Genomic DNA, 21,302 nt, shown 5'->3' with positions numbered 1-21,302 from the left:
ACGCATGCGAAGGTCCGTTGTGTTCAACCGCGGCACAAATTTCTTTCCGCGCCCTGTGACGCGCACCGGCCCCGGACGCCCGAGAAGGCTCCCGGACCGGGGGGTGCGCCTGCACGGAGCCCGCCGATCGCACAGCTGAACGACCGGCCGCATAAGCGCGCGCACCACCCGGCAAACCCGGGGAACCGCGGTTCCCCCGTTCGGGGCAATCCCCGCCGGGCGGGGACTGCGGCCGCTGCGTGAGGCCGCATGATCTTCGTCGTGCATGGACCCGAAGCGACCCGAACCGCCCTCGTCACACGAGGCCTGGCCCTGGTGAGCGCGGTCTGGATCCTCGCGGCCGTCCCGGCCGGCGTGGCGACGGCGGACGCCTGCGCATACGCCTCGACGGGCCCGGACGGCACTGAGGCGGTGGCCGTCGCGGGGAGTTACGGGTGGCAGGAGTCCCCCGTCTGCCCGCAGCCCACGCCGCCGCCCGAGCCTCCGCAGCCGCAACCGCCCGAACCGACGCCGACCCCCACCCCCACGCCCGCCCCGCCCCGCCCCCCGGCGCCGGCCCCGAAGCCGCCGCCCCCTGCGCCCCGCCCGCCGGCGCCGAAGCCGCGCCCGCAGCCGCCCGCGCCGCCGCGCCGCGTCACGCCTCCCCCACGGCCGGCCCCCGCGCCCCCGCCCGCGCCGGCCCCCGCCCCCGAGCCGCCGCCCGCGCCGCGCCCCTCGGCGGCTCCGGTGACCTATCCGCCCTACCACGCGACGGCGCGTCAGCGGCCCGCCCGCGGGGGACAGTCGCCGGTCACCTACGTCCTGCTCGTCACCGTGCCCGCGCTGGTCGCCGTCGCCGCGCTGCGACCGCGCTGACGCCGATCCTGGAGGCTTTCCTTGCCGGAATGGCTTGTTCTCACCCTCGCGATGCTCGCCGCCTGCGCGGTGGTGGTCGTCATCACCCTCGTACGGCACCGCAGGGCGCCGGAGGACGAGGACCCCTCGGAGACCCCGGACGTCATCGAGTACATGACGATGTGGATCGGCGTGGTGTACGCCATCGTCCTCGGTCTGGCCATCGCCGGCGTCTGGGAGGCGCGCAGCGTCGCCCAGGACCATGTGCAGGCCGAGGCGCAGGCGCTGCACGAGATCTCCGAGCGGGTGCGCGTGTACCCGGCGGACGTGCGCGACCGAATTCGAGCGGATGTCAACGCCTATGTCGGACACGTCGTCACCACGGAGTGGAAGGAGATGGCCGACGGCGCCGAGGTGAACGGGCACGGCGACGAACTCCTCCACCGGGTCCGGGTGGACGTCACCGACTACCGGCCGGCCTCCGACTTCCAGGCGCAGGCCTACCAGCCGCTGCTGGACCAGCTGGCCGCGGCCGACCAGGCGCGCAACGCCCGCGCCGAGTCGACGGGGGCGACCATGCCCGGCGTGGTGTGGTTCGGGCTGCTGGCGGGGGCCGTCATCACCATCGGCATGGTGTTCGCGCTGCAGATCCGGCGCACCACCCGCGAACTGGTCCTGGCCGGGCTGTTCTCCGCGCTCATCGCCTTCCTGCTCTTCCTCATCTGGGACTTCGACGCGCCGTACAGCCGGGGTGTCAGCGCGTCGGCGGAACCGTTCCTCCGCCTGTTCCCGGGAATCGGCGGCTGAGGCTCCCGGAACGATGTCGGTTCACTCGCACGTCCGCGCACCGGGGAACGGCCGCCACGCCGCCGCCATCCCCCGGGTGCAGGAACGGCGTCGCCCGAGCGGCCCACACCCGTGCCCCATTCGCACGACACCGATCGCGGGAGCGCACCCGCGTTCCTAGCGTTTCGGTCATCGAGGCGCATGGCTGGATAGAGCGGAACAGGTCCGCGGCTGCTCCTCGGGACCGGAGGATCCACCATGCCCGCGATACGCGTCGCTTCGGCGGCCCTGCTGGGCGTCACCGCCCTGACCTGCTTCGCACCGGCCGCCGCGGCGAGCGACGACGACAACCACTACGTCATGTCCAACGGCTACCGGGTGCTGCCCTCGACGGTCGCCGCGGGCGGCGAGGTCGTCCTCCAGGTCGATCGGGCGACCAGCGGCTGCCGGAGCTCCGTGACCGTCACGTCGGGGGTGTTCGACGCCGTCGTCATCCCGAAGGGCTCCACGTCGGCGGTGGCGCAGGTCGACCGGGACGCCGAGCCGGGCGTCTCGTACCGGGTGACGTTCGCCTGCGGTGGCGTGAGCGCCGTCAAGGAACTGACGATCGCCGCCGTCCGTCCGGATCCCGTGCACCCCCGGCCGCCCGGGGGTGTGCACGCCGGTGAGGGCGGCGCTTCCGCCGGGTTCGACCTCCAGGAGATCGGGCTGGGCGCGGCGCTCGTCGCGGGTTCGGTCGCTGCCGCCTACCGCGTCGCACGACGCCGCACGGTCGAGGACGGCGGCTGACGGCCCGTCGCGCACGGGGCTTCGCCCCGGAACCCAGCGGGTCCGGGGCGAAGTCCGGTGTCACGCGCGGTCCGCGCGGCGGCGGACGTCAGATGCGGCGCTCGGCGCGGCGCCGCATCCAGAACAGCCCGCCGCCGACCACCGCGGCGGCGACGAGCCCGCCGCCGATCGCGACGTCGGTCGGGGTGGCGCCGCTGGTGCTGCTGCCGCCGAGGCCGCCGCGGACACCGCCGATGACGGTGAAGGCGGCCGGGCGGGTCAGGGTACGGCCGGAGCAGTTGACGGTGACGTCGTAGGCGCCGGGGCGGGCGGTGTCGTTGACGGTGGCGGTGCCCCTGGCCGTCTGGTTGGCGCCGTTGATCGGCGTCAGCTGGGCCTGCGGGAACGCCGCCGAGGTGACGGCGCCGCCGGCGGGGCAGCCGTCGACGGTGATCGTGAGCTGGCCGCCGCGGGCGATGACGGCGGGCAGGACGACGATGTTGCTGGGGTTGGCGCCCATGCCGTCCCGGGCGACAGCGGCGGGGGCGGTGAGGGTGAGGGCGGCGGCCGCGGCGGCGGTGACCGCCGAGGCCGCCAGAGCACGAGTGGTACGCATGTGATCCTCCGCGGAAGGCGCCCCGGGTCCCGTCCCCGGCATGTCGGCGAGAAAGCACCTCCCGGGTCGACCCTCGGATGCCGTGCGAGCGCCCGCATTTCGGGAATGGTCCGTCCTGGTGAGAGGACACGCCGGGCTATATGCACACAATCGGATATCGCCGCAGGTCACGGACCGTCAGAAAATATCTGCCGTCGTCAACTCGGATGGCGCACCGGGCGAAGCCGGGGCCACCCGTTCGCCGTTGCCCCGTCGCCGGTTCACGTCGCGGCGCTTAGCGTTTCCCGTATGCGCGATAAGGACGCGGCGACGGCCGTGTCGAAAGGGGATGGCGAATGTCTGCGTACGAGCTGTCCGAGGCGGCGGAAGAGGAGGAGCGGCGGAGGAAGCGTGCACCCTGGGGCGTGATAGCGCTTGTTCTGCTGACCGGTCTCGCGCTCATCCGGAACGGGTCGGGAGAGTTCGACATCGGCCCGCCGCAGCCGGCCGCGGCGGCGGCCGCGGACGGCCGCACCGCCGGCGACGTCTTCGGACGGACCGCGGCCGCCCTGCCCTACGCCGAGCCGGACCGGGTGCGGATCCCCGCCATCCGGGTCGACGCGCCCGTCATGGCGGTCGGCCTCGACACGGACGGCTGGGTGGGGGCACCGCCGCCGGAGGACCCGAACCTCGCGGGCTGGTTCACCGGTGGCGTCTCACCGGGCGAGAAGGGGACGGCGGTCGTCGTCGGCCATGTCGACAACAAGCTCGGTCCCGCCGTGTTCTACGGCCTCGGTGCGCTGAAGAAGGGCAACCGCGTCGAGGTGTCGCGCAAGGACGGGAAGACGGCCGTGTTCGAGATCTACGGCATCGAGGTGTTCGCCAAGAACAACTTCCCCGGCGACCGCGTCTACGCCTCCAAGGGGTCGCCGGAACTGCGGGTCATCACCTGCGGCGGCGGTTTCTCCAAGGCGAACGGATACGACGGCAACGTCGTCGCCTTCGCCCGCCTGGTCGAGGTCCGCTGAGCGGACGCGGCCGGGCGGGCGGGCCCGCGTCAGGCGCGCTGGGCGTGCGGCAGCGTCAGGTGATAGCCGGAGTCCAGCAGCCGCGGCAGATAGCCGCGCAGCGCCCGCACGCTCTGGCTGCGGTCGCCCCCGGCGTCGTGCGAGAGCACCACCACGCCGGGGGCGGCGCCCTTCTCGACCCGGTCGACGATCACGCCGGCGCCGGGGGTGGTCCAGTCGAGGGTGTCGACCGTCCAGGCGAGCGGTTCCATGCCCAGTTCGGCGCCGAACTGGAAGGCCGCGCGGTTCCACGCGCCGTAGGGGGCGCGGAACCAGCGGGGCCGCTCACCGCAGCCCTCCTCGATGACGTCACTGGTGCGGGACATCTCGGAGTGGATCTGACCACGGGTCAGCCTGGTGAGCAGGGGGTGGGACCAGGTGTGGTTGCCGACGACATGGCCCTCGTCGGCCATCCGCGCCAGCAGGTCCTGGTTGCCGACGGCCATCTCGCCGCACACGAAGAACGTCGCGCGCACGTCGTACTCGGCCAGCGTGTCGAGGATGCCGGGGGTGTAGCGGGGGTCGGGTCCGTCGTCGAAGGTCAGCACCATGGTGCGGCCGCGGCCGGTCATCCGCAGCAGGGGTTCGTGGCGCACGGGGGTGCGGGCGGGCGCGGCGCGCGGGGGGCCGTAGCCGGTCAGCGGCTGCAGACGGTAGGCGGAGGGCTTCAGCGGGAGGCTGCGCGCCGGAGCGCCGGCGGCGGGGACGGCGGCCCCGACCGGCCCGCCCTTGTCGCCCCACCTGAACACTCCGGCCGTGCCGACGGCTCCGACGGCGGCGACGCCCGCGAGCAACGCCCGGCGCCGCGTGAACAACTGCTCCTTCTTCATGCAGTCATCAGTCGCCCGACGGGCCCCCGGCGCACCCTGCCGACACCGGACCGGCGGCATGATTCCACCCGCCCGGCGCAGCGCCTGCCGGTGCCGCGCTGCGCGCCGCGGCCGTTCAGCGGTGCCGCACGAGCGGGAACGGCAGGGTCTCGCGGATGGTGAGCCCGGTGAGGAACATGACGAGGCGGTCGACGCCGATGCCCAGCCCGCCGGTCGGCGGCATGGCGTACTCGAGGGCGTCGAGGAAGTCCTCGTCGAGCTCCATCGCCTCGGGGTCGCCGCCCGCGGCCAGCAGGGACTGCTCGGTCAGCCGCCGGCGCTGCTCGACGGGATCGGTCAACTCCGAGTACGCCGTGCCGAGTTCGGTGCCGAAGGCGACGAGGTCCCAGCGTTCCGCGAGACGCGGGTCACGACGGTGCTGCCGGGTGAGCGGGGAGACGTCGGTGGGAAAGTCCTTGTAGAAGGTCGGCAGCAGGGTCCTCTCCTCGACGAGCCGCTCGTACATCTCCAGGACGACGTCGCCGGGGCCGTCGTCCGGCGTGTACGGGACGCCGGCGCGGTCGCAGTGCCGCAGCAGGTCCGCCAGCTCCGTGTCGGCGTCGATCTCCTCGCCGAGCGCCTCGGAGATCGCGCCGTGGACCGTTCTCACCGGCCACTCCCCCGAGATGTCGTGCTCACGCCCGTCCTTGCGGACGACCGGTGAGCCGAGGGCGGCCGTGGCCGCGCCCTGGATCAGCTCGCGGGCCAGATGGAGCATCTCGTCGTAGTCGGCGTACGCCTGGTAGGCCTCGAGCATCGTGAACTCGGGGTTGTGCTTGTAGGAGACGCCTTCGTTGCGGAAGGTGCGGCCCATCTCGAAGACCTTCTCCAGGCCGCCGACGCACAACCGCTTCAGGTACAGCTCGGGGGCGATGCGCAGGTACAGGTCGAGGTCGTAGGCGTTGATGTGGGTGGTGAAGGGCCGGGCGTTGGCGCCGCCGTGGATCTGCTGGAGCATGGGCGTCTCGACCTCGAGGTAGCCGCGCCGCAGCAGCCCCTGGCGCAGGGCCTGGACGGCGGTCGACCGGGCGCGGACGACGTCGCGGGCGGCGGGGCCGGCCACCAGGTCCAGATGGCGCATGCGGACCTTGGCCTCGGGGTCGGTCAGGCCGCGGCGCTTGTCGGGCAGGGGGCGCAGGCATTTGGCGGTGAGCTGCCAGGCCGTCACGAAGACGGTCGGCTCGCCCTTGTCGCTGAGGCCTGCCGTGCCGGTGACGCACAGGTGGTCGCCGAGGTCGGTGTCGGCCCGGAAGGAGTCCAGGAAGCCCCCGGAGCCGAGGGCGTCGCGGGTGAGGGCGAGCTGGTGGTCGCCCGACCAGTCGCGCAGGGTCACGAAGACGATGCCGCCGAAGTCGCGCAGGCGCATGATGCGGCCGGCGACGGTGACCGTCCCGCCGCCGCCCGCGAGGGCGCGGACCTCGGCGAGCGTGTGCGTGCGCGCCGGGACGCCGACCGGGTAGGGGTCGACGCCCCGGGCACGCAGCCGGTCGAGGGTGCGGCGCCGGACGCGGACCTGGTCGGGCAGGCCCGCGTCCGGACCGCTCACCCCGGCCTCGTCCCCTCCGTCGAGGCCGAGCGCCGCCAGCGACGGCAGGCCCTCGGTCGTGGCGGGGCGGGGCCCGCCCTTCTGGTGCCGCTTGCCCCAGAGCTTGCGCAGGGAGGGCACGGACACGAAGCCCTCGGCGATGCCGGAGGCCAGGCCCACCCGGGCCAGGGAGCCGGCGTCGCCGTAGCACAGGAAGCGGGGGTACCACTCGGGCCGGTACTTGGCGTTGGAGCGGTAGAGCGCCTCCAGCTGCCACCACTTGGAGAAGAACAGCAGCAGCCGGCGCCACAGCCGAAGGACCGGTCCGGCGCCGATGCGCGCGCCCTCCTCGAAGGCCGAGCGGAAGACGGCGAAGTTCAGCGAGATCCGGCGCACGCCGAGCTTGGGGGCGGCGGCGCACAGGTCGGCGACCATGAACTCCATGACGCCGTTGGGGGCCGAGCGGTCGCGGCGCATCAGGTCCAGCGAGATGCCGTCGGCGCCCCAGGGGACGAAGGAGAGCAGCGCCAGGAGGCGTCCGTCGCCGTCCAGGGCCTCGACGAGGAGGCAGTCGGCGTCGGCGAGGTCGCCGAGGCGGTCCAGGGCCATCGAAAAGCCGCGTTCGGTCTCGGTGTCGCGCCAGGCGTCGGCGCGGTCCACCACGTCCTCCATCTCCTGGTCGGTGAGGGCCGAGTGGCGGCGCACGCGGCAGGTGGCGCCGGTGCGGCGGACCCGGTTGACGGCCTGCCGGGTGACCCGCATCTCGCGGCCGCCGAGGTCGAAGGAGCCGACGTGCAGGATGGCCTCGTCGCCGAGTTGCAGCGCCCCGAGCCCGGCGCGCGCGAAGGCCTTGGCGCCGTCCTCCGACGCGCCCATGACGGCGGGGGCCCAGGCGTGCAGGCGGGCCGCGTCCAGCCAGGCCGCGATGGCGTGCGGCCAGGCCTCGCGGTCGCCGACCGGGTCGCCGCTGGCGAGGCAGACACCGGCCTCGACCCGGTAGGTGACGGCCGCCTTGCCGCTGGGCGAGAAGACGACGGCCTTGTCGCGGCGGGTGGCGAAGTAGCCCAGCGAGTCCTGTTCGCCGTACGCCTTCAGCAGGGCGCGGATACGGGTCTCCTCGTCGTCGTGCAGGGCCGCTTCCATCCGCTGGGAGCGGAACAGGACGGCGGCGGCGTTGAGCAGGGCGAGGGCGCCGAAGAGGCCGAGCAGGAAGAACAGGGCGCGGGGCGGGCGGCCGTCGAAGGAGCCTGCGGAGACCAGCCCGCCCAGGACGCGGTTGGCGGCCCAGGCCAGGCGCTGGCCGGCGGGGAGGGTGCCGGGGAACGCCTCCACCAGCCCCCAGCCCGCGAGGACCGCGAGGCCGAGCCCCACGAACAGCACGGCGAGCGCGCGCCGCAGCGCCGCCCGGCGGGAGGCGGCGTAGAACTCGCGCCGGGCGAGGACCAGCAGGGTCAGTGCGAGCGCGCAGACCACCAGGGACGGGACCGACTGGGCGTACAGGCCGACGGCCACGCCGAGGACGTCGGTGAGGACGAGCAGGCCGAGGTAGACGACGACCAGCCACCAGGCGACCTTCTTCCGGGCGGCGGTCGCGGCGGCCAGCAGGAAGAGGAAGACGGCGTAGGCCAGGTTGGCGCTGACCGGGACGATGAGCAGGTCCAGGAAGCGGACGACCGGGCGCAGCAGTCGGCGCAGCGGGGGGATCAGCGCCAGCAGGACGCACAGCAGGCCGAGGGCGCCGAGGAAGGCCGCGAACGCTTCGGGGACCCGGGTGAGGACTCGTCCCGCCGGCCGCCGGGCCGGGCCCGTGGTGCGGTCGGCCGCGGTGCGCTCCACGGTGGCACTCATGTTCCGACTGTAGGAACTCCTGGGCCGGGCCGCCCGTCGGGCGGGCCCGGCACCGGCGCGACCTGGGGCTTCCGATAGCCTCGGGCCGTGACGGAACAGCACTCGCAGCAGCCCGCGCACCAGTTCGAGCGAGGCACCGACGGACCCAAGGTCGTCCTCGTCGGCGTGGACGGATCGGACTCCTCGCTGCGCGCGGCGGCCTACGCCGGCGGCCTGGCCCGTCGCCAGCACGCGCTGCTGGCCGTGGTGTACGTGCAGCCGGTGATGACGGCGGGCGCCGCGCTGGGCGTGCCGGTCACGGAGACGACCGACGCCATCGCCGAGGACCTGGTCGCCCAGATCCGCGAGGCCACCGAGCGGACCCGCGGGATATTCGACGTGCGCTGGGAGTTCCACACCTTCCGCGGCGACCCCTACAGCGGCCTGGCGAAGGCGGCGGACCGGCTGAAGGCGGACGCGGTGGTGGTGGGCGCCTCCGAGCAGGCCGGGCACCGGATCGTGGGTTCGGTCGCGGTGCGGTTGGTGAAGGCGGGGCGCTGGCCGGTGACGGTGGTGCCGTGACCCGCCGGCCGGTTCCGGCCGGGTCCGCCCGTGGTCCGGCCCCGCCGCAGCTGTCCCCTGCTATTTCCCCATCACCAGTCCGTCCTCGGCCGCGCCCCTGCTGAGGACGACGTCCCTGATCCGGTCGCGCACCCCCTGGACGCCCGCGCCCTGGGCGAGGGCCTTGTTCAGGTCGACGACCCGTCCCGCGTCGACGTCGAACAGCTGCGGCACGAACTCGGCCCTGCGCACCTCCCAGCGGCCCCCGGCCCGGGCGGGCGGGGCGAAGGTGAAGCGGGCCACGGTGGACTGGTTGCCGCGTGCGTCCTGGGCGCCCTGGTGGTTGAACATCTCGCCGGCGATCTGGTCGCCCATGCCGTAGACGACCCAGGTGCCGTTGACCTTCTCGTAGGCCTGGGGGACATGGGCGTGGGTCCCGAGAATCAGGTCGATGTCGGGGCGGCCGTCGGTGCGGGAGGCGGTGAGCGTGCGGGCGAGGGCGAGTTGACGGTCGTCGGGGGCGTCCTGCCATTCGGTGCCCCAGTGGACGGAGACGACCACCACGTCCGCGCCCGCCTTCCGGGCGACCTTGGCGTCGGCGAGGATGCGGTTCTCGTCGATGACGTTGACGGTCCAGGGCTGCCCGGGCGGAAGGGGGTAGCCGTTGGTGTCGTAGGTGTAGGCGAGGTGGGCGACGAGGGCCGGGCCGGCGCGCAGCAGGGTGACCGAGTTGCCCTCGGCCTCGGTGCGCGCGGTGCCTGCGTGCCGCACGCCGGCGGCGTCGAGCGCGTCCAGGGTGCGCTGCACGCCTGCGGCGCCGTCGTCGAGGCTGTGGTTGGAGGCGGTGGAGCAGCCGTCGTATCCGGTGGCGGCGAGGGCGGCGGCGATCTCGGGCGGGGACTTGAAGACGGGGTAGCCGGTGTAGTCGCCGTTCGCGCCGTACACCGTCTCCATGTGACACAGGGCCACGTCGGCGCGGGAGACGACGGGGGCGATCCCCGCGAGCATGGGGCGGAAGTCGTAGGCGACGCCGCCGCCGTCGAAGCGGGCGCGGTCGATGACGGTGGTGTGGGGAAGGACGTCACCCGAGGCGACGAGGGTGAAGCCGCGGGCGCCGGCCGGCGCCGGGCGGCCGGCCCGTTCTCCCGGCCGGTGGTCCTGTGCCTGGCAGGCGGCGGCCGCGGTGAGGACGACCGTCAGGGCCAGGGCCACCTGATGTCTGCGCGCGATCACCGGATCACCCCCGCTCGTCCGAATTGTCATATTTATGCATGTATCACTACTAGCCGATACGAGACGGCCGACCGGTGCGGCACTCCCTTCGTCCACGGGCGATGCCCGCGATCGGCGTAGCCGGGACCGTTCGTCGAACCGTTCGTCGACGCGATCGACCGTCCGCCGCACGCCCCTGTGCGCGCCCTGTCTTGAACCGGCCCCTTGCGATGCCATACGCCCATGACCGCCACCGCCGCCCTCAACGCCCGGACGACGACCGCCGAACACGAGCTCGCCGCGCTCCAGCGTGAGCACGGCCGGCCGCTCTTCGCGCTGCTGCTGCGACTGTGCGACGGCGACCGCCAGCGCGCCGAGGACCTCGTCCAGGAGACGCTCGTACGCGCCTGGCAGCACCCGGAGGCACTGCGCGCCGACGCCTTCGACTCCGTGCGGCCCTGGCTGCTCACCGTCGGCCGGCGCCTCGCGATCGACGCGCGGCGGGCCCGCCAGGCCCGGCCCGCCGAGGTCGGCGACGCGGTGCTGGAGAACGCGCCGGTCTGCGCCGACCACGCCGAGCGGGCGGCCGCCACCCTCGATGTGCGCGAGGCTGTGAAGACTCTCACTCCGGAGCACCGTGAAGTCCTGGTGCTGGTGTATTTCCGAGGGGCGAGTGTGGCGGAGGCCGCCGAAACGCTCGGCATTCCGCCCGGTACCGTGAAGTCCCGCGCGTACTACGCGCTGCGCGCCCTGCGCCGGGTGCTTCCGGGATACGCGGCCGACCTGCGCTGAAACCCACGGTCGGGTCAAGCCTTCGCAAAGCGCCTTGCCGAGGACCCCCGTGGGGTAATCGGGTGTCCTTATCCGTGTTCCGGCGGGTCCGGGAAGCGGGGTCTCCAGCGTCCCGGCGACGGGCGAAGCGCACGCACCGGAGGAAGGCAGGAAGGGATGCTGCACAGAGGGCACCAGAGCACGGACGGCACCGGCGGCGGCGAACTGACCGTCCCCATGGCCTGGTTGTACGCCGAGTACATCGCCGACGAACTGCTGCGGACCGGCGATCTCATGCCACCGACGTCCTTCGAGTTCCGCGCCGGGCGCGACGCCCTGGCACTGACGATCTTCCTGTCCGACACCGACGGCGAACTGCCCGGCATCCGGGTCGTGACCCAGCTGGAGACCTGGCTTTCGCTCACGGCGTACGACCAGCCGTGGCAGGACTGGGTCGGCGCACGTATGTCACAACTGACGGACGAGGCGTCCGCGACGGACGGGCCCGCACCCGATCTGGAACTCGCCGCCGCGGCCTGGCGCTGGCTGGAGGAGACGGAGCTGCTCGCTCCCGACCTCAACGCGGTGCCGGGCGGCTCCCCAGGCGCCGGCGAGGACGAGGGACCCAAGGTCTGGACGCCCGCCTGGCAGCTCGGGCTGCCGCTCGGCCACCTGGCGATTCATCTTTTCTAGACTCGCACCAATCCGCGGGCCGGACCGCTCCGAACATCTGGGTCACGATTCGGTACGCGGCTTGAGTGATTCGTCTGCCAGGTGCGTACCGGTGGGAGCAACGAGTAACCCCACTGGCACTCAACGGCACGAGGTTTCGGCATGAGGTCCCTGGAAAGGCATCGCGACGTCGGCGCGTACGCGCTCGGCGTGCTGGACGAAGCAGAGGCTTTCCGCTTCGAGGACCACCTCATGGAGTGTCCTCAGTGTGCGGCACAGGTCACCGAGTTCGGCCCCACCGCACGGCAGATGATGCTCTACCGGCGCGCCACCCCGCGCGCCGTCCACCCGTTCGCCGGGCCCGGCCCGCAGCTCCTCGACCGGCTGATCGCCGAGGTGGCGGCCCGGCACCGGGCGGTGCGCCGGCGCGTGCTCTACGCCGTGGCCGCCTCCGTCGTGGTGGCCCTCGCCGGTCCCGTGCTCGCGATGATGGCGGGCGGCAACAGCGGGGGCGACGACGGCGCGGACGCCGTGCGGCTCACCGCGACGGACGAGAAGTCCGGGGTGTGGGCCCAGGTCACCACCGAGAACGAGGCCTGGGGCAGCCATGTGCAGCTGGAGGTCAAGGACGGCGCCGGCCCGCGTGCCTGCCGCCTGATCGCGGTCGGCGTCGACGGCTCCGAGCAGACCGTCACCAGCTGGACCGTCCCCCTGCACGACGCCCGCCCCAACACCATGCAGGGCGCGGCGGCCTGGCACCCCGACGAGATCGCCCGCTACGAGCTGCGCACGGCGGGCGGCGAGCACCTGGTCACGCTCCCCGCGCGGTGACGGGCCGGAGTGAGTTCAGGTCACTCCGGCGCCGCCTCAGCGGTACCCGGCCGCCTCACCAGTACATGAGGGCCGCTCCGCCGCCGCCCCACGCGGAGTACAGGCGGACCCTGGCCACATAGCGGCGGCCCTTGACGAGCCGTACCTCGATGCGGCTGTTGCGGTCCTGTCCGCTGTCGTCCTCGGCGGTCAGATAGCGCGGTTCGCCGTCGCGTTCCTCGAAGAGGACCAGTCTGGCGTCCGCCTGGCCGAAGGTGCCGATCTCGTACTTCCGGGTCTGGGTGGGGACGATCTCGAAGTCGGCCTGCTCGCCCGAGGACAGCTGGAGCGGGTGCGACTGGAACGGCTCGAGCCTCGTCGGCCTGGCGACCAGCGCCGGGTACCAGCGCAGCACATGGTCCTTGTCCACGGCGGAGAGGTCGAGCGGGGACTCGATGCCCTCACGGCCGTACTTCTCCGGCTTGCGGATCAGGCCGGGCGGGAAGCCGTACTCCATGATCGATTCCGGATCCCATGCGGAACCGGTCACCTGCGTCTTCGAGAGCTTGCGCAGGATGTTGTGGAACGTGACCTCCCGAGGCCACTCGTTGGGCGGCCCCGCCAGTTCCGCGTAGACGGCCTCGTCGTCCCAGTCGATGCCCGCGAACGGGTTCTGGTGCTCGTGGGCGAAACCGATCGCGTGACCGATCTCGTGCAGCGCCGTGGCCCTGCCGTACGGGGTGTTCAGCTTCCAGCCGAAGCTCATCGTGTGCTCGGTCGTGGCGATCGTCAGGGCGTCCGTGCCCACGAACGAGGCGGAGCCCTCCCGTTCGATGAACGCGATCCGGATCTCGGCCTCGCCCGGATCGTCGACCTCCCTGAACTCCAGCCCGATGCCGAGGGACTTCCACTTGTCGAAGGCGTGCCGCACCTCCTCCAACTGCTCCGGACCGCCGATGTCCCCGCCTCGGTCGAGGAACGCGTAGTGCAGGACGGTGCCGTTGACCCACTTCGTCCCGACCAGCTGTATCGCGGCGGCCCGGTCGGGGCCGAGGTCGGGGCGCAACACGGGCTGCGTCTGCGCCGGTTGGGCGCAGTAGCGAGGGATCTTCGTCTCGTACTCGACTCGTGTGTCCATGGTGATGTTCCTTCTCGGCACAGTCCGAGACGCGGGCGGGAAGCCGCTTCGTCCTCGACGCCGGCTCGCGCGGACAGCCGGGGACGCACACCTGCTCTCCCGCGGGGAACATGACCTGCCGGACCGTGCTCATCTCGAGGATTCGTCCGAGTGGACGATTCCAGCGTCTTGCCACGACGACCGTCGCGCAAGTCGGTGTCCGCAGATCCGCCGATCCGCGGCGCGAGGACGGCGGCAGTGGGCCGCCGGTGCCGTTGACGTTCCCCTCCCACGCGGCGGCGGTGATGCCGCTGAAGCCGGCGCGCCCGCGCTGGTTCGACGGGGTCGCGCTCGTGGCCGGATCCACCGCGCCCGCGGTGCGTGACGGTGTCATCGGCGTGGGTCGGCGCGGTGACCCACCGCCTGTGGGACGACCTCGCCCACGATCAACTGCCGGGCACCACGGTGGGATTCGCCGCCCTGGGCCACCCCATGGCGGCCGGCGTCCCCTGGTGGGTCGTCCTGCACACGGTGTCGTCGCCGGCCGGACCGGCCGGGTGGATCTGGGCCCCGGTCCACGTCGGCCGCCACGGCCTGCTGCACCGCCGGCCCGGCCCGCCGCCCCTGGTCCCGCGCCGGCCGGTGCTCCGGTGGACGACCTGTGCGTCACCGCGGTCGGCGCGCCACGGCCCTCGACGGCCTTCTTCCGAGCGGCGACATTCCGATCGTTCTCGCCACCCCGCTGCTCGCCGCTGCCGAGGCGGCCCTCACCGTAGGCGCGGCCGCCGTCCGTCTCGCCACCCGGCGCCGGTCGCCCGGACCGGCGGGGGCGCCGCGGCCCGAAGCGCCCCCGCAGCCGCGGCCCCGCTCCGTATGACGGCAGGGCGCAGGGCGCACGGGGCAGACGCGGGGCGACGACCGCGGCGGGCCCGCCCGCTACTTCAGCAGCCGGGACATCCTTCGGTCCGCCAGTGGTCGGCCGCCCGTCTGGCAGGTGGGGCAGTACTGGAGCGAGGAGTCGCTGAAGGAGACCTCCCGGACGGTGTCGCCGCAGACCGGGCACGGTTGGCCGGCCCGGCCGTGGACGCGCAGACCGCTCTTCTTCTCGGCCTTCAGCCGCCCCGCCGCCAGGCCCCGCGAGCGTTCGACCGCCTCCGTCAGCGTCGTGCGCAGGGCCTCGTGGAGGGTGTGGATCTCCTCCGGCGTCAGGGACGCCGCCAGCTTGAACGGGGACATCCTCGCCGCGTGCAGGATCTCGTCGCTGTACGCGTTGCCGACGCCGGCGATCAGGCTCTGGTCGCGCAGGGCGCCCTTGAGCTGACGGCGTTCTCCCGCGAGCAGGGCGGCGAAGCGGGCCTCGTCGAAGTCGGCGGCGAGCGGGTCGGGGCCCAGCCGGGCTACGCCGGGCACCTCCCGCGGATCGCGGACCACGTACACGGAGAGCCGCTTCTGGGTGCCGGCCTCGGTGAGGTCGAAGCCCTCGCCGGTCTCCAGGGCGACCCGCAGGGCGAGGGGGCCCTTGCCGGGGCGGGGCTGACCGTCGGGGAGGCGGTCCTTCCAGTGCAGCCAGCCCGCGCGGGCGAGGTGGGTGACGAGGTGCAGGCCGTCCGCGGTCGTCAGGTCGAGGAACTTGCCGTGCCGGCGCACGGCGGTGACCTCCTGCCCGTCCAGGGCGGTGACGGGCGGGTCGTACGTCTTCAGCACACTGATCGCGACAGGCAGCACGCGCACGATCTCGTGGCCGACCAGATGCTCGGCCAGGAAGTCCTTGAGCGCTTCCACCTCGGGAAGTTCCGGCATACGTCCAGAGTGCCACGCGGGCTCAGTGGTGCTCGTGCACGAGGAACTCGCACCACACGCACTTTCCGCCGCCCCGCGCCTCCACTCCCCAGCCGTCGGTGAGGAGGTCCACCAGGAGCAGGCCGCGGCCGGAGACGCCCGACTCGCCGGCGTCCCGGCGGCGGGGCAGCGCGCTGGAGGAGTCCTCGACCTCCACGCGGAGCCGGCGGTCGCCGCCGGTCAGCGCGCGCAGCGTGACGATCGCCGCGCCCTCGGTGTGCATGAGCGCGTTGGTGACCAGCTCGTCGGCGACCAGCTCGATCTCGTCGGAGCGCTCACGGGCGCCCCAGGAGCGGACAGCGGCACGGATCATGTGCCGGGCCTCGGTGAGGGCCTCCGGGTCGCCGGGCGCCACGTGCTGCTGGAGCCGGTTGCCGGACTGCGGGTCGTCCGGGTCGCGCCGGCGCAGCAGCAGGAGGGCCACGTCGTCGTCCCCGCCGCGCTCCTCGGCGATCTCGATGAGCCGGTCGGCGAGTTCGCGTACGTCCTCGGGGCCCGCGGCGATGAAGGCGGCGAGGGTCCGCATGCCGTCGTCGAGGTCGGCGCCGGGCTGCTCGACCAGCCCGTCGGTGCACATCAGCAGGGTGTGCCCGGGATCGAGCTCCACCGTGCCGACCGGATACCCGAGACTGCCGAACTCGGCGGACAGGCCGAGCGGCAGTCCCCCGGGCACCGGAACGCGCCGGCAGTTCCCGTCCGGGCCGCGCAGCAGGGGCTCGATGTGACCGGCGCGGACCAGCTGGACGACCCCGGTGGACAGGTCCGCCTCCGCGTACAGGCAGGTCGCGAAGCGGTCGGTGTCGAGTTCGTGCAGGAAGACGGAGGCCCGGGCCATCACGGCCGCCGGGGTGTGCCCCTCGGCCGCGTAGGCCCTCAGCACGATGCGCAGCTGGCCCATGACGGCGGCCGCGTGCGTGTCGTGGCCCTGGACGTCGCCGATGACCGCGCCGACCCGGCCGCCGGGCAGCGGGATCACGTCGTACCAGTCGCCGCCGATGTCCCGGCCGTTCGCACCGCCTATGGTGGCGGCGCGGTAGCGGACGGCCACGTCGGCGCCGCGCACGCTGGGGATGGTGCGCGGGAGCATGGCCTGCTGGAGGCCCTGCGCGATGTCCTTCTCCTGCTCGTAGAACATGGCCCGCTGCAGGCTCTGCGCGATGCTGGAGCCGAGGGCGACGAGGATGTTGCGCTCCTCGGGTGTGAAGCCGTGCCGGTCGCTGTAGAGCAGACCCATCGCGCCGATGGGGCGGGCCTGCACGATGAGCGGCAGATAGGCCGCCGAGGTGATCCTCAGGTCGGTGAGATGCGGCCACAGCACGGGGTAGCCGCCGGCGAACTCCTCGGGCGACTCGATGAAACGGGGCGTGAGGGTCCGCACGACCTCGCTCATCGGATACGGCTCGTCTATCCGGGTGACCAGCGTGCCGGGCACGAAGCTGCCCTCCGGCCCCTCGGCGATGAGCCGGATGCGGCCGGCCTCGACCAGTCCCATGACGAGACTGGTCGCCCCGAGGTGGGTGAGGCCGTGGGTGTCCTTGAGCACGTCGATGACGTCCTGGACGGTGCGGGCGTGCGCGAGGGCCGCCGTCGTGAGCTGCACGACGTTGGTCTGTTCGCGGCGCGCGTCGTCGAGGGCGGCCGCCTCGTGGCGGGCGGCGAGGTCGTGCAGCTCCTCGGTGGCGTCGCGGATGATGCCGACGATCCGGCGCGGCCGGCCGGTGCCGTCGCGCCGGATGTGGCCCTGGGTGTGGGTCCAGCGCAGGGTGCCGTCGCGCAGCCGGAGGCGGAAGTAGGCGCCGTAGTTCTCGCTGCCGTCCTTGATGGCCTGGGAGACCAGCTCGTCCAGGCGGCCGGCCTCGTTCGGCGGGACGCGCACGGCGAGCGACGCCGGGTCGCCGTCGTACTCGTCGGGGCGCAGGTCGAAGATCTCGTGGGCCCGGGCGTCCATCTGGAACACGCCGGAGTCCAGGTCCCAGTCGAAGCCGCCCATGCGATTGAGCGCCAGGATCGGATCCGGGTGGGCGGGCCAGTCGTCCGGGAGTGACAGGGCCCTCGCTCCCCGATCAGCCATGGGCCCACCTTGCCAGGATTTGCCCGATTATTCGACCGGGGAGCGCCGGGCCCGCGGCCACGGTCAGCCGAGGGCGACGTCGACGGGGCTGCCGAAGACGGCGTCGGACCGGTCGGGGGCGACGGACGGATCGAGGCCGCCGGACGGGTCCGGCCCGCCGAGCCCGTCGAGGCCGCCGGAGGCGTCGGACTCGTCGGGTCCGTCCGGGATCAGCCCGCCGCCGTCGGGCAGGTCGGGCACCTCCGGCACGGTCTCGGGGCCGATCGCGTCGGGGTCGAACGAGCCGGGGTCGTACGAGCCGGGGTCGAGTCCGCGGTCGGGGCCCGGACCGTCCGCGTCGGCGCCGGGGTCGGCATCGGCGTCGGGCCCCGGCTCGCCGGTGAAGGGGCCGTCGAAGAGGGGGCGGTCGTCGGCGGCCGGGAGGACGGTCTCCGAGCCCGGCATCGTGTGGTTCGTCGCCTCGCCGCCGCGACAGACGACGACGAGCGCCGCCGAAAGCGCGCAGGCGGTGAGGAGAGTGGCTGTGGGTACGCGCACCACGTGCTCCGCATCGTCCGAACGGATCGAACCGAACTGGTTCGCCCACTATTGTCTGCTTGACCCGCACGGGTCACGCAAACGGAGCGGACGGGCGCGCACAGTGACGATCGCGGCGGAAGAAGGCCCTGTCCCGGACCGGGCGGGACCTGAGCGAAGGAGCGCACGGCCGTGGACTGGTTCACCGCACCCGAGTACTGGCTGAGCCGGCTGGTCTTCCAGCGCGCCCTGGCCGGCCTGTACGTGGTCGCATTCCTGGCCGCGGCGCTGCAGTTCCGGGCACTGCTCGGGGAGCGGGGCATGCTGCCGGTGCCCCGGTTCGTCGAGCGCACGCCCTTTCGGCGGGCGCCCAGCCTGTTCCAGCTGCGTTACTCCGACCGGCTGTTCGCGGGCTGCGCGTGGACGGGGTGCGCGGTGTCGGCGGCGCTGCTGGCCGGCGTCGACGGTCTGGTGCCGCTCTGGGCGGCGATGGCGCTGTGGCTGGCGCCGTGGGCGCTGTATCTGTCGATCGTCAACGTGGGCCAGACCTGGTACGGGTTCGGCTGGGAGTCCCTGTTGCTGGAGACCGGCTTCCTCGCGGTGTTCCTCGGCAACGACGAGGTGGCCCCGCCGGTCGTCGTGCTCTTCCTGATCCGGTGGATCCTGTTCCGGGTCGAGTTCGGCGCGGGACTGATCAAAATGCGGGGGGACGCCTGCTGGCGAAAGCTGACCTGCCTCTACCACCATCACGAGACACAGCCGATGCCCGGCCCGCTGAGCTGGTTCTTCCACCATCTGCCCAAGCCGCTGCACCGTGTCGAGGCGGCGGCGAACCATGTCACCCAACTCGTCGTGCCGTTCGCGCTGTTCGCCCCTCAGCCGGTGGCGACGGCGGCGGCGACGCTGATGATCCTCACCCAGCTGTGGCTGGTGCTGTCGGGCAACTTCGCCTGGCTGAACTGGATCACCGTGGTCCTGGCCGTACCGGCGCTGGCGCTGCCCTCCGGCCACGGCCCGGGCCCCGACGCCCCGCTCTGGTACGAGGTCACCGTCCTCGCCGTCGCCGCCGTCCTGCTGTTCCTCAGCCACCGGCCGGTGCTCAACATGCTCTCCCGCCGGCAGGTGATGAACCGGTCCTTCGACCCGCTCCACCTGGTCAACACCTACGGCGCGTTCGGCAGCGTCAGCCGGATCCGCTACGAGGTGGTGGTCGAGGGGACGCTCGACGCCGTGCCCCGCGAGGACTCCGACTGGCGGGAGTACGAGTTCAGGGGCAAGCCGGGCGATCCACGGCGCCGTCCGCGCCAGTTCGCCCCGTACCACCTGCGCCTGGACTGGATGATGTGGTTCGCGGCGCTCTCCCCCGCCTACGCCGGGACGTGGTTCGCCGCGCTGGTGGAACGGCTGCTGGAGAACGACCGCGACACGCTGAGGCTGCTGCGGCGTTCCCCGTTCCCTCCCGGCGAGCCCCCGCGCCACGTCCGCGCCCGGCTGTTCCGCTACCGGTACACGAGCTGGAGCGAGCTGCGGGAGACGGGCGCGTGGTGGGAGCGGACGTATGTACGCGAGTACCTCCCGCCGACCCGGCTCGCGAACGCGGCTAGAACGCCGTAGACGCGCGCACGGCCCGGAGGCCGGGAGGGTGGCACGCGCGGCCCGAAGGCCCCCCCGAGCCTCTCGACGCGGGGCGTCCGCCGGGGCACAGTTCTCCCTACTCGCGAGTAGTGCAGAGGAGCTGCCGTGGCCGCCTGGGTCGACCGGACCGCAGTCGAGATCGCCGCCGCCGTGCGGGACAAGCAGGTCACGCCCCGGGAGGTGGTGGCGGAGCATCTCGCGCGGATCGAGCGGCTGGACGGCCGCGTCGGCGCGTTCCGCACGGTGCGGGCCGAGGCAGCGCTCGCGGAGGCCGACGAGGTGGCCGCCCGGCCCGACCTGGGCGAGCTGGCGCTGGCCGGGGTGCCGGTGGCGGTCAAGGACAACCTCGGCGTGCGGGGCGAGGCCATGCGCGTCGGCTCGGCGGCGACGTCCGGCGTCCCGTCCGCCGCCGACCATGTCACCGTGGCCCGGCTGCGCGCGGCCGGCGCGGTGGTCGTCGGGCTGACCAACGTGCCGGAACTGTGCGTGTTCGGCACCACGGAAGGCGTCCACGGCACCGCCCGCAATCCGTGGGACCTCTCCCGCACGGCGGGCGGTTCCTCCGGCGGGAGCGCGGCCGCGGTCGCCGCCGGGATGACGCCGATCGCGCTCGGCAACGACGGCATGGGCTCGCTGCGCATCCCGGCGGCCAACTGCGGCCTGGTGACCGTGAAGCCGGGTCACGGGGTGGTCCCGGCCGGGATCGGGGACGGCGACTGGTTCGGCATGTCGGAGAACGGCCCGCTGGCGACCACGGTGGCGGACGTGCGGCTGATGCTCTCCGTGCTCGCGGACGCCGACGTCACGACGGCCGGCGTCACGGCGGACAGCGGGTCCGGGGCGCTGCGGATCGCGGTGTCCGTGCGCAGCCCGCTGGCCGGGGTCACGGTGAGCGCTCCCTACGCGGGCGCGGCCCGGGACGCGGCCGGCGTGCTGATGAAGGCGGGGCACCTCGTGCGGCGGGCCGACCCGCCCTATCCGCTGTCGCTGGGCGTGACCTCGCTCGCCCACTGGACGGCGGGCACGGCCGTGGACGCGGCCTCCCTCGACGCCCGTCTGCTGACGCGCCGCACGCGGGTGCACGCGACGCTCGGCCGGCGCTTCCTGAACGGGGTGCGCGAGGGCTCTGCGCGCGAGGATCTGCGACGCCTGCTGGAGCCGTTCTTCGCGGAGTACGACGTGCTGCTCACGCCGGCGCTGGCGCGGCGGTCGCCGAAGGCCGCGCCGTGGCACGAGCGGGGCTGGCTGCGCAACGTCCTGGCGAACACGAACTACTCGCCGCTGACCCCGCCGTGGAACCTGACCGGCTGGCCGGCCATGGCGGTCCCGTTCGGCACGCTGCCGTCCGGTGCGCCCGCCTCCGTCCAGCTGGTCGGACGGCCGGGATCGGAGGCGGAGCTGCTGCGCGTGGCGGAGCAGCTGGAGAACCTGCGCCCCTGGCGGCGCACGGCGCCGCTCGATCACGGCGCGTCCTGAGGCCCACACGGGCCGGCCCCGGCCATGTCGGCCGGGGCGGATGCGGGGCGGCATGGGCGTGGCTCGGGTGGGTGCGCACGCCCATGCGGCGGTGACCGCGCGAAGCGCGATCCGTGGGTTCAGTCCACGCTGGGCAGGATGTGGTCCTCGGCCAGGTCGTCCTCGTAGCCGGCCAGGCGGATGGGGGCGGAGCGGGCCCACACGTCGAGGCTGCCGATCTCGCCGGGCCTGTGGCCGGCCCGCTCCGTGCGTTCCTTGGGGCGTTGCTCGCGATTCGTCTTCTCCGGTGTCACCGCGCACTCCTTATGTGTCGGGTCACCCTCGGGGCGTGCCGGCCAGTCTGCGGTCCGG

Annotated in this window: 19 protein-coding genes and 2 pseudogenes; 12 read left to right on the top strand and 9 right to left on the bottom strand. The window is 73.4% G+C overall.

All coding sequences use genetic code 11. The features are described 5' to 3' along the window. Positions 1-261 precede the first annotated feature (261 nt). From ACH4ZA_RS19955 to ACH4ZA_RS19945, 3 genes are all read left to right on the top strand, one after another. On the top strand, positions 262-855 hold the full coding sequence (locus ACH4ZA_RS19955) for a hypothetical protein (RefSeq protein WP_398430689.1): 594 nt from the start codon (positions 262-264) through the stop codon (positions 853-855). Positions 856-876: 21 nt separating this feature from the next. Then, a complete protein-coding gene (locus ACH4ZA_RS19950; protein WP_398430688.1) occupies positions 877-1,641 on the top strand; it encodes a hypothetical protein in 765 nt (254 codons plus the stop codon). 237 nt (positions 1,642-1,878) lie between these two features. Further along, the gene (locus ACH4ZA_RS19945; RefSeq protein ID WP_398430686.1) at positions 1,879-2,409 is read left to right on the top strand and encodes a hypothetical protein; all 531 of its coding nucleotides are present in this window, start codon (positions 1,879-1,881) and stop codon (positions 2,407-2,409) included. 88 nt (positions 2,410-2,497) lie between these two features. Here the strand turns inward: ACH4ZA_RS19945 and ACH4ZA_RS19940 are convergent, their stop codons facing one another. Beyond that, positions 2,498-3,004: a hypothetical protein gene (locus ACH4ZA_RS19940; RefSeq protein ID WP_351688727.1), complete on the bottom strand. Its 507-nt coding sequence runs from the start codon at positions 3,002-3,004 to the stop codon at positions 2,498-2,500. A gap of 335 nt (positions 3,005-3,339) precedes the next feature. On the opposite strand from ACH4ZA_RS19940, the gene ACH4ZA_RS19935 reads away from it, so the two are divergent. Continuing rightward, the gene (locus ACH4ZA_RS19935) at positions 3,340-4,011 is read left to right on the top strand and encodes a class F sortase (RefSeq protein ID WP_351688724.1); all 672 of its coding nucleotides are present in this window, start codon (positions 3,340-3,342) and stop codon (positions 4,009-4,011) included. A 29-nt stretch (positions 4,012-4,040) separates the two neighbouring features. Here ACH4ZA_RS19935 and ACH4ZA_RS19930 read toward each other — a convergent pair whose 3' ends face one another. Beyond that, entirely contained in the window at positions 4,041-4,880 is an 840-nt protein-coding gene (locus ACH4ZA_RS19930) for a polysaccharide deacetylase family protein (RefSeq protein WP_398430685.1), read from the bottom strand. Between the two features lie 115 nt (positions 4,881-4,995). Continuing rightward, positions 4,996-8,292, bottom strand: coding sequence for a bifunctional lysylphosphatidylglycerol synthetase/lysine--tRNA ligase LysX (gene lysX, locus ACH4ZA_RS19925; RefSeq protein WP_398430684.1), 3,297 nt, complete (start codon positions 8,290-8,292; stop codon positions 4,996-4,998). 87 nt (positions 8,293-8,379) lie between these two features. On the opposite strand from lysX, the gene ACH4ZA_RS19920 reads away from it, so the two are divergent. Further along, positions 8,380-8,853 (top strand): universal stress protein, encoded by a 474-nt coding sequence (locus tag ACH4ZA_RS19920; protein WP_398430682.1) that lies wholly within the window; start codon positions 8,380-8,382, stop codon positions 8,851-8,853. A 60-nt stretch (positions 8,854-8,913) separates the two neighbouring features. On the opposite strand, the gene ACH4ZA_RS19915 is transcribed toward ACH4ZA_RS19920, so the two are convergent. Then, positions 8,914-10,065: a CapA family protein gene (locus ACH4ZA_RS19915; RefSeq protein WP_398430681.1), complete on the bottom strand. Its 1,152-nt coding sequence runs from the start codon at positions 10,063-10,065 to the stop codon at positions 8,914-8,916. A 222-nt stretch (positions 10,066-10,287) separates the two neighbouring features. Here ACH4ZA_RS19915 and ACH4ZA_RS19910 point away from each other — a divergent pair, with 222 nt between their 5' ends. The 3 genes from ACH4ZA_RS19910 (at position 10,288) to ACH4ZA_RS19900 (ending at position 12,318) form a co-directional block, all read left to right on the top strand. Continuing rightward, complete coding sequence (locus tag ACH4ZA_RS19910) at positions 10,288-10,836, top strand: sigma-70 family RNA polymerase sigma factor (protein WP_319169918.1); 549 nt, start codon at positions 10,288-10,290, stop codon at positions 10,834-10,836. Positions 10,837-10,992: 156 nt separating this feature from the next. Next, positions 10,993-11,508 carry a hypothetical protein gene (locus ACH4ZA_RS19905; RefSeq protein ID WP_398430678.1) on the top strand — a complete coding sequence of 172 codons (516 nt, stop codon included), beginning with the start codon at positions 10,993-10,995 and terminating at the stop codon, positions 11,506-11,508. Between the two features lie 141 nt (positions 11,509-11,649). Further along, complete coding sequence (locus ACH4ZA_RS19900; protein ID WP_398430676.1) at positions 11,650-12,318, top strand: zf-HC2 domain-containing protein; 669 nt, start codon at positions 11,650-11,652, stop codon at positions 12,316-12,318. A gap of 55 nt (positions 12,319-12,373) precedes the next feature. Here ACH4ZA_RS19900 and ACH4ZA_RS19895 read toward each other — a convergent pair whose 3' ends face one another. Further along, positions 12,374-13,435: a M12 family metallopeptidase gene (locus ACH4ZA_RS19895; protein WP_398430674.1), complete on the bottom strand. Its 1,062-nt coding sequence runs from the start codon at positions 13,433-13,435 to the stop codon at positions 12,374-12,376. Positions 13,436-13,545: 110 nt separating this feature from the next. On the opposite strand from ACH4ZA_RS19895, the pseudogene ACH4ZA_RS19890 reads away from it, so the two are divergent. Together ACH4ZA_RS19890 and ACH4ZA_RS19885 are read left to right on the top strand one after the other, a co-directional pair. Continuing rightward, positions 13,546-13,779 (top strand): annotated as a pseudogene (locus ACH4ZA_RS19890) (DUF4184 family protein); the annotation flags it as partial. Between the two features lie 16 nt (positions 13,780-13,795). Beyond that, positions 13,796-13,984, top strand: a pseudogene (locus tag ACH4ZA_RS19885) (DUF4184 family protein); the annotation flags it as partial. Between the two features lie 366 nt (positions 13,985-14,350). On the opposite strand, the gene ACH4ZA_RS19880 reads toward ACH4ZA_RS19885, so the two are convergent. The 3 genes from ACH4ZA_RS19880 to ACH4ZA_RS19870 form a co-directional block, all read right to left on the bottom strand. After that, positions 14,351-15,214, bottom strand: coding sequence for an Fpg/Nei family DNA glycosylase (locus ACH4ZA_RS19880; protein WP_398430672.1), 864 nt, complete (start codon positions 15,212-15,214; stop codon positions 14,351-14,353). 22 nt (positions 15,215-15,236) lie between these two features. Beyond that, positions 15,237-17,324, bottom strand: coding sequence for a SpoIIE family protein phosphatase (locus tag ACH4ZA_RS19875; RefSeq protein WP_398430671.1), 2,088 nt, complete (start codon positions 17,322-17,324; stop codon positions 15,237-15,239). A gap of 63 nt (positions 17,325-17,387) precedes the next feature. After that, positions 17,388-17,861 carry a hypothetical protein gene (locus ACH4ZA_RS19870; RefSeq protein WP_398430669.1) on the bottom strand — a complete coding sequence of 158 codons (474 nt, stop codon included), beginning with the start codon at positions 17,859-17,861 and terminating at the stop codon, positions 17,388-17,390. A gap of 171 nt (positions 17,862-18,032) precedes the next feature. Between ACH4ZA_RS19870 and ACH4ZA_RS19865 the strand changes: the two genes are divergently transcribed. Together ACH4ZA_RS19865 and ACH4ZA_RS19860 are read left to right on the top strand one after the other, a co-directional pair. Next, positions 18,033-19,454, top strand: coding sequence for a lipase maturation factor family protein (locus ACH4ZA_RS19865; RefSeq protein ID WP_398430667.1), 1,422 nt, complete (start codon positions 18,033-18,035; stop codon positions 19,452-19,454). Positions 19,455-19,580: 126 nt separating this feature from the next. After that, complete coding sequence (locus tag ACH4ZA_RS19860) at positions 19,581-20,951, top strand: amidase (protein ID WP_398430665.1); 1,371 nt, start codon at positions 19,581-19,583, stop codon at positions 20,949-20,951. A gap of 119 nt (positions 20,952-21,070) precedes the next feature. On the opposite strand, the gene ACH4ZA_RS19855 is transcribed toward ACH4ZA_RS19860, so the two are convergent. Further along, positions 21,071-21,244 (bottom strand): hypothetical protein, encoded by a 174-nt coding sequence (locus ACH4ZA_RS19855; RefSeq protein WP_398430664.1) that lies wholly within the window; start codon positions 21,242-21,244, stop codon positions 21,071-21,073. Positions 21,245-21,302: the final 58 nt, after the last annotated feature.

It is taken from the genome of Streptomyces sp. NPDC020597, from assembly GCF_044335095.1.
GTDB lineage: Bacteria > Actinomycetota > Actinomycetes > Streptomycetales > Streptomycetaceae > Streptomyces.
This window is presented reverse-complemented; position numbering and strand designations above follow the sequence as displayed.